General features: G+C 61.9%; 14 protein-coding genes. 2 read left to right on the top strand and 12 right to left on the bottom strand.

Going from position 1 to position 14081, the window contains the following annotated elements; all coding sequences use genetic code 11:
- Positions 1–6: 6 nt before the first annotated feature.
- Genes LCF60_RS10695 through LCF60_RS10680 form a run of 4 tightly spaced genes read right to left on the bottom strand, consistent with a single transcriptional unit; the run spans position 7 to position 2251 of the window.
- Positions 7–705 (bottom strand): RraA family protein, encoded by a 699-nt coding sequence (locus LCF60_RS10695; RefSeq protein WP_292291717.1) that lies wholly within the window; start codon positions 703–705, stop codon positions 7–9.
- A gap of 42 nt (positions 706–747) precedes the next feature.
- On the bottom strand, positions 748–1071 hold the full coding sequence (locus tag LCF60_RS10690; protein ID WP_292291716.1) for an AzlD domain-containing protein: 324 nt from the start codon (positions 1069–1071) through the stop codon (positions 748–750).
- A complete protein-coding gene (locus LCF60_RS10685; RefSeq protein WP_292291715.1) occupies positions 1068–1781 on the bottom strand; it encodes an AzlC family ABC transporter permease in 714 nt (237 codons plus the stop codon). Before LCF60_RS10685 ends, LCF60_RS10690 begins: the two co-directional genes overlap by 4 nt.
- On the bottom strand, positions 1778–2251 hold the full coding sequence (locus LCF60_RS10680) for a hypothetical protein (RefSeq protein WP_292291714.1): 474 nt from the start codon (positions 2249–2251) through the stop codon (positions 1778–1780). Before LCF60_RS10680 ends, LCF60_RS10685 begins: the two co-directional genes overlap by 4 nt.
- Before the next feature lie 113 nt (positions 2252–2364).
- Between LCF60_RS10680 and LCF60_RS10675 the strand changes: the two genes are divergently transcribed.
- Both LCF60_RS10675 and LCF60_RS10670 read left to right on the top strand, forming a co-directional pair.
- Positions 2365–4146: an IlvD/Edd family dehydratase gene (locus LCF60_RS10675; protein ID WP_292291713.1), complete on the top strand. Its 1782-nt coding sequence runs from the start codon at positions 2365–2367 to the stop codon at positions 4144–4146.
- Positions 4147–4200: 54 nt separating this feature from the next.
- Complete coding sequence (locus LCF60_RS10670) at positions 4201–4938, top strand: SDR family oxidoreductase (protein ID WP_292291712.1); 738 nt, start codon at positions 4201–4203, stop codon at positions 4936–4938.
- A gap of 87 nt (positions 4939–5025) precedes the next feature.
- Here LCF60_RS10670 and LCF60_RS10665 read toward each other — a convergent pair whose 3' ends face one another.
- The 8 genes from LCF60_RS10665 to LCF60_RS10630 all read right to left on the bottom strand — a co-directional run bounded on the left by LCF60_RS10665 (position 5026) and on the right by LCF60_RS10630 (position 13983).
- On the bottom strand, positions 5026–5913 hold the full coding sequence (locus tag LCF60_RS10665) for a DMT family transporter (RefSeq protein ID WP_292291711.1): 888 nt from the start codon (positions 5911–5913) through the stop codon (positions 5026–5028).
- A 13-nt stretch (positions 5914–5926) separates the two neighbouring features.
- A complete protein-coding gene (locus LCF60_RS10660; protein WP_292291710.1) occupies positions 5927–6649 on the bottom strand; it encodes an SDR family oxidoreductase in 723 nt (240 codons plus the stop codon).
- 108 nt (positions 6650–6757) lie between these two features.
- Positions 6758–7819, bottom strand: a complete 1062-nt coding sequence (locus LCF60_RS10655; protein ID WP_292291708.1) for a Gfo/Idh/MocA family oxidoreductase — start codon at positions 7817–7819, stop codon at positions 6758–6760.
- Complete coding sequence (locus tag LCF60_RS10650; RefSeq protein ID WP_292291707.1) at positions 7816–9306, bottom strand: altronate dehydratase family protein; 1491 nt, start codon at positions 9304–9306, stop codon at positions 7816–7818. The genes LCF60_RS10655 and LCF60_RS10650 overlap by 4 nt, the downstream gene beginning before the upstream one ends.
- Before the next feature lie 61 nt (positions 9307–9367).
- Positions 9368–10309: a phytanoyl-CoA dioxygenase family protein gene (locus LCF60_RS10645; protein ID WP_292291705.1), complete on the bottom strand. Its 942-nt coding sequence runs from the start codon at positions 10307–10309 to the stop codon at positions 9368–9370.
- An 83-nt stretch (positions 10310–10392) separates the two neighbouring features.
- On the bottom strand, positions 10393–12018 hold the full coding sequence (locus LCF60_RS10640; RefSeq protein ID WP_292291759.1) for a TRAP transporter large permease subunit: 1626 nt from the start codon (positions 12016–12018) through the stop codon (positions 10393–10395).
- Positions 12019–12028: 10 nt separating this feature from the next.
- Complete coding sequence (locus LCF60_RS10635) at positions 12029–12790, bottom strand: TRAP transporter small permease (protein ID WP_292291703.1); 762 nt, start codon at positions 12788–12790, stop codon at positions 12029–12031.
- Positions 12791–12969: 179 nt separating this feature from the next.
- Positions 12970–13983 (bottom strand): TRAP transporter substrate-binding protein, encoded by a 1014-nt coding sequence (locus LCF60_RS10630; protein ID WP_292291701.1) that lies wholly within the window; start codon positions 13981–13983, stop codon positions 12970–12972.
- Positions 13984–14081: the final 98 nt, after the last annotated feature.

The following is a 14081-nucleotide window of genomic DNA, read 5'->3' as shown; positions in this document are numbered from 1 at the left end:
TCAGCCTCACTCCACCATCAACGCGCTTCCTTCCTCCAGCATCGCCTGCACGGCCAGCATGTCGCAGAAGCCGCCCTGCACCTTGGCGTCAAGACTGTCTTCAAGCTCCTTGATGGCGTCCAGCTGTCCAATCACCGCATCGATCCGGGCATAGGGAACCACGACAACCCCATCTCGGTCAGCGACGATCATGTCGCCGGTCTCGATATGGCGACCGCCCACGACTGCCCCGAACCCGACCTTTCCAGGTCCGTTGGAATAAGGTGAATTCGGGCTGAGGCCCACGCACCACGCAGGCAGGCCTGCGGCAGCGATCCCGGGGTAATCGCGCATCTGGCCATCGGTGACAAACGCCGCGACGCCCTTGTTCTTCATCATGCCGCAGAACCGGTCACCCGCCGCCGAGCAATTCGTGTGGCCATGCACCGCCGCGACAATGACGTCGCCGGGCCGGGCGACGTGCAGCGCACCCATCGTTGCCAGAATCTCGGCCGGGCCGTTATCAGCCACCAATGCCGGGCCGTAAGCATGGGTCGGCAAATCGCGACCGCCACCAATATGCTGGATCGTGCTGCACAGCGCACCCTGCCCTTCCATTGCGTCACAGAGAAACCCGGTAGGGATATCGCGAAACGCGGCGATCTGTTCTGCGCTTGGACGGCGGATGGTTTTCCGGATCTGAAGTCTGGGAGGTTCTTTGATCATTCGATGTCCTTTGGTCAACGTGTCGGCAGCCAAGGCCACCGGCTAGGATAAGAGAAATTGCATCAGGTAGAGCGTGCCCATCCCGGCGATGATCGCCCAGACAACGCCAAAGCGAAGCCCCGCCAGAAATGCGGCCAGCGCAGCGATCAGTCGGATGGGGTCGGGTGTGCCGCCGGTCGCTTCGGGCCAGACCACCAGCGGCATGAAGAGCGCGGGAAACACCGCGACCCCGACATAGCGCAGGTACAGCAAGACGCGGTCGGGCAAGGTGCGGCCACCCAGGAGACCCAGGAAGGAAAAGCGGATCAGGAAAGTGCCGATCCCGAGAAGCACCGTCAGCGTCCAGAACGTGGTGGCGTCGATCATGCACCAGACCTTTCGGCGCGCCGGGCCAGGAACAGCTCGGCCTGACCGCCTGCGAGAATGCCCAAAAGCGCGGCGATGATCAGGCCAAGCGACCACGGCACCCAGGCAAAGGCCAGCGCCGCCGTTCCCGCCACCAGCGCGGCGAAGATATGAGGTCCCGACCGCAACAAGGGCGCGGTCAGCGCGATGAAACAGACAGGAACCGCGAAATCCAGGCTGAATGAGGCCGGGATCGCCTGTCCCACCACGGCACCCAACAGCGTGCAGCCATACCAGAATGGGCAGATCAGCGCCATGCAGCCGAAGTAATACGCGACCTTGATCGGCGGTGACATGTCGGGCCGGTCCTCATACGTACGGACCGCGACGGCGAAGGCCTGATCGACCATGAGGTAGGCCATCAAGGCGCGCACGCCCAGCCGGGCGTGACCGACATGCGGGACCAAGGCCGCAGAATACATCGCCATGCGCAAGTTGACCGCAAGCGATGCCAGCAGCGCGATGAAGACCGGTGCCTGATCCTGCAACAGGGCCACCGCCGTGAATTGGGAGGCCCCGGCAATCACGAGAACGGACATCGACATGGTCTGGAGGATATCCAGCCCGGCATCGCGCGCCACGACGCCGAACAACATCGAATACGGCACCACGATCAGCGTGAAGGGCGCGCAATCCAGGTATCCACGCCAGAAAGCCTGCCGCGGGGTCATCTCAGATCCCGTGACCGAAGGTAGAGCCGCGCATAGGACAGCCCCGCCGCGTTCGACTTGCAGCGGGCGTTCTGGCGCAGGATCGCCGGTTCGCTGTCTCGACCGACAGTCAGGGACAGCTCTTCCATCCGGCTGCACTGAAGCAGGGCCGACAAGAGATCATACTTGACCTCGATCGCCGCGATGGCCGCGATTTCATCGGGCGCCGCGTCCGAGATTTGCGCCATCAGGCCGGAAATTCCATTCTGCCACTTCTTTTCCGCCTCGACGAAGCAGAGCGTCGCCACGGCGGGGACCTCGTTGTCGACGCGCATGCAGTCGGACTGGGCGTCGTCGATGCAGGTGGCCGGGGCTCGCCCGGCGGACAGGCGTTCGGTCAGGCAGGCGTCGACCTCCGAAATATCGACTTCGGCTGCCGCCGGGTGTATCAGCGACGCGAGCATGGCCAGCGCGGCCGACAAGCAAAGCATGCAGGTCTTCATCGAGGTGATCCCGATCCTGTGGTCATGATAGCACTTGCATTTGGTATACCATTTAAGGAAGCTGTGCCAAGGCCCTCCTTTGGGCCCAACGGAGGAGACACATGTCCAACACGCGTGCCAACAAACGTTTCCGGTCTCAGGAATGGTTCGACAATCCGAACAACCCGGGCATGACCGCGCTTTACATCGAGCGCTACCAGAACCAGGAATACACGCGCGACGAGCTTCAGGGCGGGCGCCCGATCATCGGCATTGCGCAGACCGGCAGCGACATCGCGCCGTGCAACAAGATCCACGTCTTTCTGATGGACCGCATCAAGGCGGGTATCCGCGAGGCAGGCGGCATTCCGATGGAATTCCCGGTGCATCCGATCCAGGAAACCGGCAAACGGCCAACGGCCGCGCTGGACCGCAATCTGGCCTATCTGTCGCTGGTCGAGGTGCTACATGGCTATCCGATCGACGGCGTTGTCCTGACGACGGGATGTGACAAGACCACGCCCGCGATGCTGATGGGGGCCGCCACGGTCGATCTTCCGGCGATCGCGCTGAACGGCGGTCCGATGCTGGACGGCTGGTGGCAGGGCAAACGCGCCGGATCGGGCACCATTGTCTGGGAAAGCCGACGCCTGCTGGCCGAGGGCAAGATCGACTACGACGAGTTCATGAGCCGGGTCTGCTCGTCGGCCCCGTCGCTGGGCCATTGCAACACGATGGGCACCGCAAGCACGATGAACGCGATGGCCGAGGCGCTTGGCATGACGCTGACCGGCAACGCGGCGATCCCCGCCCCGTTCCGCGAACGCATGGCGATGGCCTATGACACCGGACGGCGCATCGTGCAGATGGTGCTCGACGATCTGAAACCGTCCGACATCATGACGCGCGAAGCGTTCGAGAACGCCATCGTCGTCAACGCGGCCATCGGCGGATCGACCAACGCGCCACCGCATCTTCAGGCCGTGGCACGCCATGTCGGTGTGGATTTGAACGTCAAGGACTGGGAAACCATCGGTTTCGACGTACCGCTCATGGTCAACATGCAGCCCGCGGGCGAATACCTGGGGGAATCGTTCTTCCGCGCCGGTGGTGTGCCCGCCGTGATGGGAGAGTTGATGAAAGCAGACCGTCTGCATGGAAACGTGATGACAGCCAGCGGCATGTCCATGTCTGCCAATCTTGCCGGATGTCAAAGCCTCGACCACGACGTGATCAAGACACATGATGCGCCGATGCGGAAAAATGCCGGCTTCAAGGTGCTGTCCGGCAACCTGTTCGACTCGGCGCTGATGAAGACCAGCGTGATTTCTCCCGAGTTCCGCGAACGGTTCCTGTCAGAGCCCGGCAACGAAGGTGTGTTCGAGGCGCGCGCGGTGGTCTTCGAAGGCCCCGAGGATTACCACGACCGGATCAACGATGCCGCGCTCGAGATCGACGAGCGAACGATCCTGTTCATCCGGGGGGTCGGTTGTGTCGGCTATCCCGGCAGCGCAGAGGTCGTGAACATGCAGCCACCCGATGCGCTGATCCGGGCGGGGGTCAAGCACCTGCCCACGGTGGGTGATGGACGGCAATCGGGCACTTCCGAAAGCCCGTCGATCCTCAACGCCTCGCCTGAATCGGTGGTCGGGGGTGGCCTTGCATTCCTTGAGACCGGCGACACGGTACGTCTTGACCTGAATGCCAGCCGCATGGACGCGCTGGTGCCCGAGGACGAATGGCAGACCCGGATCGACGCCTGGGAACCGCCCGATCTGGTTCACCAGACACCGTGGCAGGAAATCTACCGTACCCATGTGGGGCAATTGTCCGACGGTGGATGCCTCGAACTTGCCACCGCCTATCAAAAGGTCGGGCGCAACCTGCCGCGCGACAATCATTGAACCGCGGTGGGTTGATCACCCAACCGACGCCAGAGCTTCCGGAAGAGAGAACCCATGAGCAAATCCATCATCATCACCGGCGCTGGCCGGGGCATCGGCAAGGCGACCGCCGATGTGTTTCTGGACGCGGGCTGGAGCGTCGGTCTTGTCGGTCGAAACCGCGACGCTCTGGAGGCGGTCGCCGCTGGCCGCGAAAACGCCCTGCCCCTGCCCTGCGACGTGACCAACGAGGCAGACGTCTCAAAGGCTTTCGGCGACGCTCAAAAGCAATGGGGACGCGTCGACGCGATCTTCAACAACGCGGGCGTGTCGCTCAAATCCGCCCCGATCGACGAGATCGACGTGGCCGACTTTCGCAACGTGATCGACATCAACCTGACCGGCAGTTTCATCTGCGCCAAGATCGCCTTCGGCCTGATGCGCGCCCAGGATCCCCAAGGCGGACGGATCATCAACAACGGGTCTGTATCGGCCTATGTCCCGCGCTGGGGATCGGCTGCCTATACCGCGTCAAAACATGCGATTACCGGCCTGACCCGCACGATCAGTCTGGACGGGCGGCCCTTTTCCATCGCCTGCGGACAGATCGACATCGGCAACGCGTTGACCGACATGGCGGCCAAGATGACCAATGGCGTGCCGCAAGCCAACGGCGAGATCAAGGTCGAACCGGTGATGGACGTGTCCAATGTGGCAAAGTCGGTGCTGCACATGGCCAGCCTGCCACTGGATGCAAATGTGCAGTTCATGACGGTGATGGCCACCAACATGCCCTATATCGGACGGGGCTGACGGAACGCTCGCATTGCGATCCATTCGGGACGGCGGTGCGCTGATGAGCGTTGTTTCACTGGTCGATCACCACGCAGCGCTCGGCGTTCAGGCAGGCGCCTTTTGCCGTTCGCGGTTCCAGATATAAAGACCTGATGCGATGATGATCAGGCCGCCGCCCAAGGTCCAGACCGTGGGCCAAGTGGAAAACACCAGAATCCCCGCGATGGCGGCAAGGAAAATCTGGCTGTAGACCATCGGCGCCAGGATCGACGCATCGGCCCAGCGATGCGCGACCGTCGCCAGAATATGCCCGGTCATCCCGAAGCCTCCGATCAGGAACATGGTCAACCATTGCAACCCGGTCTCGGGCCACACCCAGACGGAGAGTGCAAAGGGGGCCAGAACAATGGACGCCAGCCCCGACGCCCAGACCTGCTGCGTGGCGTTCGTCTCGATCCCGGCCAGCATGCGGGTCATGATGAAATACAGCGACGCGATGATCAGCGCCCCGAGCGAGAAAAACATCGCCGGATGAAACTCAGTTCCCCAAGGCTGGATCACCACCAGAACCCCGACAAACCCGACGCAGACCGCCGCGATGCGACGCAGACCGACCTTTTCGCCGAGGATCGGGATCGCCAGCAGCGTCACCACGATGGGACCGGCGAACATGATTGTCGTGGTCACGGTGATCGGCAGGGATTGCAGCGCAAAGAAATTGCAGATGGTCGAGCCGAACAGGAACAGGGACCGCAGGAACTGTTTCAACGGCGCACGCGACAGAAACACCTCGGCGCGTTCCTGAGGCACATAGAGGATCATTGCATAGACGAAATGCCCAAGGTACCGCACGAAGACGACTTGCATCACCGGCAATCCGGCCAGCACCAGCCATTTTGCCGAGGTGTCGATGCAGGTGAAAAAGACCACCGCAAAGAACATGGTCAGGACGCCGGCAGCGGCACGGTCTTCCCTCGGGATTGGAACGCTCATGGTGCCATGCGTTTCAGACCGTCATTCCGCCGTCGATGGCGACGCATTGCCCCGTCATGTACCGACTTTCGTCAGAGGCCAGGTAGACGACAAGGTCGGCGATCTCCTGCGCCTCGCCTATCCGCCCCATCGGCTGACGGGCGATGAACTGCGTCATCGCGGTGTCATAGTCCCCGGTGTCGCGCAGCCGTTGGTGCAGGCTGGGGCTGTCCACCGTCCCCGGCGCGATGCAGTTGCACCGAATGCCTTGCGTGATGAAATCTGCAGCCACCTGTTTGGTCAGGCCGATGGTTGCCGCCTTGGACGTGCCATAGATGAACCGGTTGGGTAGACCGCGCAGGTTCGAGCAGACCGACGCGATGTTGATGATAGCACCCTGCCCGCGTTCCAGCATGCCCGGCAGGGCCGCCTGAATGGCATGAAAATGCGGTCGCACATTCAGGTTCATGGCAAAATCGAACTCCGCATCCGTGGCGTCGAGGATCGTACCGTTGTGCACCACACCGGAACAGTTGACCAGAATGTCCGGCTGCGCCGCGCGCACGGCCTCCACAAGCGCGGATTTGTCCGTCACGTCCAGCGCAAAGCTCTGCGCGACGTCAAGCCCCGCCAAAAGGTCGCCATGCAGGTCGGTCGCGATGACCGATGCACCGTTGCGGGCAAGCGCCTCTGCGCTGGCGCGACCGATGCCCTGACCGGCCGCCGTGATGAACGCGGTCTTTCCTTGCAGTCTCATGTTCGTTTGCTCCCCGGATGGCTGCCCATCCAACCGTCCATCGCCAGGCCCATCAGAACCGGCCCCCTGCATCCTGTTTTCGGTGTCCTCATTTTCGATCCCTCGTGTCTAAACGCCGGTATAATCTCCCGGCACCTCGCCGGTCCTAACCGGGTGTCCCTGTTGCTCCGACATCGCGGCTGCCAGCGTCATTTCCAAGGCCTTCGTGCCATCCGCGCCGGTGCACAGCACGTCGTCGGAGGCACCACTGACCACGGCGGCAAAGCGCGTCATCTGCTCAAGCAACGGATCGACGGTTTCAAACTTCGGACCCGGCGTCCGCTGCAATGGCCTGGACCATTCGATCTCTCCCGGCGCGGACCGGCCCCAGAGCGTCAGCGACGGAAATTCCAGCGACCCTTCCGTACCGACGAAACGCAGATAATCCTGATGCGACGCCGCGATGGTCGGGTTTTCGTCGGACGCAGCCTCGAAAGACCATGGCGACGCACCTGCATCCGAAATCAGGAACGACCCCAGCGCGCCGTTTCCAAAGCGCAACGCCAGCGCCGAGGTATCCTCGATCACGAAACCGCGCCGTGCATTCGATGTCAGCGCGGTCACCTCGTCGATCTCTCCGACAAGGAACCGGAGCAGATCAAGCTCGTGCGTCAGATTGGTCAGCAACGGCCCCGCGCCCGGCTTCCGCCGCCAGTCGGCATCGTAATACGTGTCGTGCTTGCGCAAAGACCACAGGCCCTGAACCCCGACAAGGTCACCGATCCGTGCCAGCGCATCTCGTGTCGCACGCGAGAACGGATGACACCGGCGGTGGTGTCCGGTAAAGAGCGGCACCTCCTTGTTCGCCGCGCGCTCTACCATCTGCCGCGCGTGATCCAGGGTCGCGGCTATCGGTTTTTCAACGATCACAGGCCAGCCGCGGTCTATACAGGCCAACGTGGAGGCATGGTGATCCTGCGTCGGGGTGGCGATCACCGCGGCACGCGTTTCGACCGGGGCATCGTCCAATGTCTCGACCGCGTTCAGGCCCATCGCCTGCAATTCGGCACGTCGGTGCGCAAGCGGTTCCACCACGGCCGAGATACGGGTCTTCGGACAGGCCAATGCCACCTCGACATGACGCATCCCGATCGCCCCCGCGCCGACGATGACGATGGGCAGGTCGGTCACATCACGGCTCCGACCTGCCACGGCACGAATTCGTAATCGCCAAGGCCCTGGGCCTCGGATTTCGACATCTCGCCGCTCGCCATGCGCAGCCACATGTCGTAAATCTCGCGGCCCACGTCTTCGACGCTGGCCCCGTCCGACAGGATGCGCCCCGCGTTCACGTCCATGTCCGAGGTCAGGCGCTGATACATCCGGGTGTTCGTCGCCACCTTCATCGTCGGCGCGGGTTTCGACCCAAAGGCAGATCCGCGTCCGGTGGTAAAGCACACAAGGTTGCAACCACTTGCGATCTGGCCGGTCACACTCGCCGGATCGTATCCGGGGCTGTCCATGAAGGTGAAGCCCCTGGCGGTGATCGGTTCGGCGTATTTGAACACGCCGGTCAGTGGGCTGGTCCCACCCTTGGCCGCCGCGCCAAGCGATTTTTCAAGGATGGTCGTCAACCCGCCCTGCTTGTTTCCGGGGCTTGGATTGTTGTCCATGTTGCCGCGATTGCGGTCGGTATAGTCTTCCCACCACTTGATGAGGTCGATGAGCCTGTCTCCGACAGCACGGTCCACGGCGCGGGCGGTCAACAGGTGTTCGGCACCGTAGATCTCGGGCGTTTCGGCCAGCACACCGGTGCCGCCCTGCGCCACCAGCAGGTCACAGGCATGGCCCACCGCCGGGTTCGCGGTAATGCCGGACCACGCATCCGACCCACCGCATTGCAGCGCCACCATCAACTCCGACGCCGGACATGGCACGCGCTCGACATCGTTGACGAGGGGCAGCATCGCCTCGATCTTCCTGATCCCCATCTCGACGGTTGCCCGCAATCCACCCACGTCCTGAATGTTCATGCTCTGGAACAGCGGTCCCGGCGTCAGGCCATAGGCTTCGATCAGCCAGTCGATCTGCATCATCTCGCAACCCAGACCCGCCATCAGCACGCCGCCGACATTGGGATTGCGCGCATAGCCCCAGAGCGTGCGTTGCAGCAATTCGAACCCCGTCCCGTCGCCGCCCATGGCGCAACCGGTGCCGTGCACAAAAGCGGTCACGCCATCGACGTTGGGATAGGCCGCCAAAAGGTCGGGGGTGAAGTGTTCCGCGATCATCCGCGCGGCGGTGGCAGAACAGTTCACCGAGGTCAGAACCGCGATATGGTTGCGGGTGCCGACCCGGCCCGTTGCCCGGCGGTAGCCCATGAAGCAATCGGGCTGTGTCGCAGGCGCAACCGGCCGCAGGTTGGTCGAGAACTCGTACTCCGTGTCGACGTTGCGAAATTCAAGGTTGTGCGTATGGACGTGGGCGCCCTTGGCGATCTGCTCGGCCGCATAGCCGATCACCTGGGCGTATTTGCGCACGGCCGCGCCCCTGGCGATATCAGCCGTGGCCATCTTGTGGCCGCGCGGGATCAACTGGGTCGCGCCCTCCTGCCCCACTTCAAGCGGCGAAATGGCTGTGACGACATTATCTTCTGACGAAAGACGGACAGTGTTCATGGTCTATCAACTTTGAGAAGGGCGCGGTCGGCGCACGCCCAAGGTAAGGTGGAACAGGCGATCAGGCGCAGGCGGGACTGTCGCTTTTCCAACGGTGAATCGGAACATGCGGTTGGCCGCTCAGGCGCGCGCGCGCATCGAGCCACATCTCGCGCCAGTCTTGCCAATTGGTCAAGACCCGATCCGGGTGTGTGCGGGACCGCGCGATGAACTCCGGGAAATGCGCGCGTCCTGTCGGCTGGTCGGTGACATTGTAGCGGATGTCGAAGGACCAGCGGAACTGGTCAGAGCGATTATCAAGCGACGCATGCGGCGTCAGCGGATGAAAGATCACCGCGCCACCGGCCTTGACCGGCAAGGCTTGCGCCTTGTCGAAATCGAGGAACCCGTCCGCGATGGCCGTCTGGCGTTTGGGGCAATGCGGATACATCTGGGGTTTGCCCGGGATCGCCTGCAGACACCCGTTTTCGACCGTGGCATCGGAAATCGCCAGCCAGACCGTGACCATCTGTGTATGGTCTCCTTCTTCATGCGCCACGGCACGGTCCTGATGCCAGTCGGTCGCCATGATATGCGCCCGGTCTTCCGACCCGCGCAGCGTGGGAGCGGGCGGTTTCAGGCGCACATGCTGGATCGGATTCGAGGTGATCTCGGGCCCGATCAGGCATTCCACCAGGTCAAGCAGCCGCGGCGCCGTGATCATGTCGAACACCGCCGGGCCGAAATGGAACGGCGTGTCGCCCCTGATCGCGCTTCCCGGCAGGGAAATGTCCATCGGCTGGAACCAGTCGCACCCGGCCTCGTAGCTGACCAACAGCTTATGCCAGAAATCCATCCCGACCGGCGCGGGCACCAGGCCATCGGCATGCCAGCGGTCATAGAGATCATCCAGCAGGGCCCGGTATTCCGACTTGACCGCACCGAGGACAGGCGCGGGCAGGACATCGGGAACAACCAGCACGCCAGTGCTGTGGAATTCCTCGATCTGGAGTTGGGTCAACATGGCAGTCATTCCCGAAGCTGCAATCGACAAGGAGCCGGGCTCATCCCGCCTCCTTGGGTCTTTTCACGATGCCAGCCCACCCGTCACAGGAAGATCGCGACCATCGGCGGCCAGACCAGCAGCACCGACAACGCCAGAAGCTGCAACGCGATGAACGGCAGGAAACCCCGGAAGATCGCGGTCAGCGTGATATGCGGCGGTGCGACGGATTTCAGGTAGAACGCCGCGGGACCAAACGGTGGCGACAGGAAACTCACCTGCATGTTCATGCAGAACACCACACCGAACCAGATCGCCACGTGGCGTGGATCCAACTCTCCGAAAACGCCGATCTCCTGGACCGGAAGCTTGAGCACGATCGGCAGGAACACCGGCATGACCAAGAGCACGATTCCGACCCAATCCATGAACATTCCCATGATCAGGAAGATGAACATCATCACCAGGATGATCGACATCGTCGGCAGCTCGGCCGCGATGATCATGTTGGCCACATAGGTGGGTCCGCCCGAAAGCGTGTACGCCGCCGCAAGGGCCGCCGCACCGATGGTCACCCAGATGATCGTTCCGGTGGATTTGAGCGTGCGGATCAGGCTGTCCCAGATGATCTCGAACGTCATTTCCCGTCGGATCACGCTGATCGTGAACACGGCGACAACGCCCATGCCCGCCGCTTCGGTGATGCCGGTGATCCCCATGTAGATCGAGCCAAGAACAACCCCGATGACGACAACGGGCGCGATCAGACCTTTGCCCATGTCCCAACCTGTTGCCACACGGTCCTTGCCGATCGCGTACATGATCGCACCCGCGATGACGAAGGCGCCAGCGATGTAGGGCAGGTGATAGACCATCCCCAGAGCGATGGGGTCCTCGCCCTCTTGCAGGGTGTTCTGACCGGTCACGGTAAAGAACAGCGCGCGCAGGAACAGGACACCGATGATCCAAAGCCCGAACTTGGACAGGAAGCCAAGGAACATCAGGCCCTTTTCACGTCCTGCGGGATCCTTGGGGTCGATCTCGGGCAAGGGTGCAAGCGACGGATTCAAACGCGTCCGAATGATGATGTAGATGATGAAGAAGGACGACAGCATGAAACCCGGAAGGAAGGACGCCGTGAACAGCGCCTTGATCGAGGTTTCCGTAACAAGACCGTAGAAGATCAGCACGATCGACGGCGGGATCATCGTTCCAAGCGATCCCGACGCACAGATCGTGCCGATGGCCAGGTTCTGGTTGTAGCCGAGCCGCAGCATTTGCGGCAGCGCGATCAGGCCCAGCAGCACCACTTCGCCGCCGATGATGCCCGACATGGCGGCCATGATCACGGCCATGATCGAGGTCACGATGGCGATGCCGCCCCGCGTGCCTGACAGCCAGACGTTCAGCGAATTGTACATGTCCTTGGCGATACCGGACCGTTCAAGCAGGGCTGCCATGAAGATGAACAAGGGGATCGATATCAGGACATAGTTGGTCATCTGCCGATAGATCGCCTGCGCAAGCACCGACATCGGACCAGACCCGAAATCACGGAACAGAAGCTCCGGTCCGAACTTCATGATCAGAACCGCAACCGCCAGAAACGCCGAGGCGAAGCCAAGCGGCATGCCGATGGCCAGCAGAAAGAACATGCCCAACAACAGCCAGATGCTCAGCGTGGCCACGTCCGACACCTTCATCCAGGCGAAGTAGCTCAGGAATTCCATTTCCATTCTCTTACTTCTCCAGGGTCCGGCGGATGTTTTCGATTTCGGTCTTGTCGATGTCGTCCACGGCCAGATGCTCGGGCGCTTTGTTCCAGTCCGAGATGATGTTGGACAGCGCCTGAAGCGCAACGAGACAGATGATGATCAGGATGGCGGGTTTGACGATGCCCGGAATGGGAGGATCCCAGGCGGTGCCAAACGTCTCCATGCGCAGAAACCGGCGCATGGCGTCATCGAAGCCGCCCCAGACCATGGCAAAGGTGAAGAACCAGATCAGGAAGAGCGACAGGATGTCGGAGGATTTCTGAATCCAGCGCGGCATCATGTCGTAGATCACGTAGATGCGAATGTGGCTGCGCTGCTGCATGGCATATTGACCGGCCAGCAGAAAGACAAAGCTCGCGATCCACAAGGACAGTTCGTTGGCCCATAGGGTCGGTCGGGCAAAGACGTAGCGCGAGACCACTTCGTAGAACATCACGATCACGATGAGCGCGACCATGATCATCGCGATCCGTGCACACACGAGCGAGATGATGTCGAAAACGCCATCGGGCTCGAATTCAATCGCGCCGCGGGTGTCCGACAGGTACAGCGAGACGGTCAGGATCGACCCGGCGATTGCAAACAACATGAGCTGCACCATCGGCCGACCGGCGGGCCGGATCATCTCGTGCATGCCGATGGCGTCTTCCGAGACCATGCGGTTGGCGACGAACCAGACAAACAGCACGGCCACCACCGCGGTGAACGCCATGGCTGTCATGCGCATGGGCTTCCTGAACGAGCCCAACCAAAGGCTGTCCTTCTCCATCCCGATCCTCCCTCGAAGATGCAGGGCCTTGTTTCGGCCCATGATGTCTGCGTGTTTTCAAGGCGCGGGCCCCGCAAAAGGGGCCCGCGACTGTCAGCTGAGCGTCACGACCTTGTGGCGCTCCTGGACCGTGGTCATCAGTTGATCAGGCCTAGCTGCCGCAGGTAACTCTTGTGGCTGTCGACCAGTGCAGCGGCTTCGGGGCTGCGGGTTGCCCAGTCATCCCAAGCGGCCTGTGCGGCGATGCGGAATTCCTTGCGATCCTCATCCGACCACGCATAAAGCGTGACGCCCTGCTCCTGCAGCGCTGCGGCGGCTTCGGTGTTGGCCTTCTCGTTTGCCATGGCAATCTGGAAGGACAGCTTCTGCCACGCGGTATCCATGATGCGACGCTGCTGTTCGGTCAGGTTGTCCCAGACATCCTTGTTGCAGGCCAGATGGTCGGACGGCATGGAGTGGAAGCCGGGATATGTCGCGTGCTGGACAATGTCATACAGACCCAGCCCCACGTTGTTCGCCAGGCCGGATGCATCCGCTCCGTCGATGATGCCGGTTTCCAACGCGGTAAAGATCTCGGTGAAATCCATCACGATCGGCGAGGCGCCCATCTTTTCGAAGATCTCGGTCTCCATGCCCGGAGGCGACCGGAATTTCCAACCCTGGAGATCCTCTGGACCCCTGAGCGGCTTTGAGGACGCGAAGGATTCCTGACCATATATGGCCCAGCCGATCAGCTGCATGTTCTGCGCGTTGTAAAGCTCTTGCGCGGCTTCCCAGCCACCGCCGTGATACAGCCAGCTATACTGCTGCCAAGGCGTGTCGTAGCCGCCCATGATGTCGCCGACGAACTGGAACGCCGGGTTCTTGCCGGTCTGATAGGCGCCGCCGGTTGCGTCGCAATCGACGATGCCATTGATGGCTGCGTCGAAAGTTTCCACCGTTGCCACGACCGACGATGAATAGAACATCTCGATGGTGATGTCGCCGCCAGACATCGTCTGCACGTCATCGATCCATGTGGCCAGCATCTTGCCTGTGGGATGTTCGGTTGCGTAATGCGTCTGGATACGCAGGGTCACGGGTTCGGCCGCCGCGGACATGGCGATCAATGCCGTCGCGCCAGCCGCCGTCAAAGTCGACTTCAAGTTCATGATTGTTCCTCCCTAGGCGGCTCTCCTCGACCGCCTGTCTCACCTTGGCGCACCAAAATGCACCGCGAAAGATGGTATACCATCCTGCCGGAACGGTA

Source organism: Marivita sp. (genome assembly GCF_020055635.1).
GTDB lineage: Bacteria > Pseudomonadota > Alphaproteobacteria > Rhodobacterales > Rhodobacteraceae > Marivita.
The sequence above is the reverse complement of the archived record's forward strand: the minus strand, read 5'-3'. Positions and strand labels throughout refer to the sequence as shown.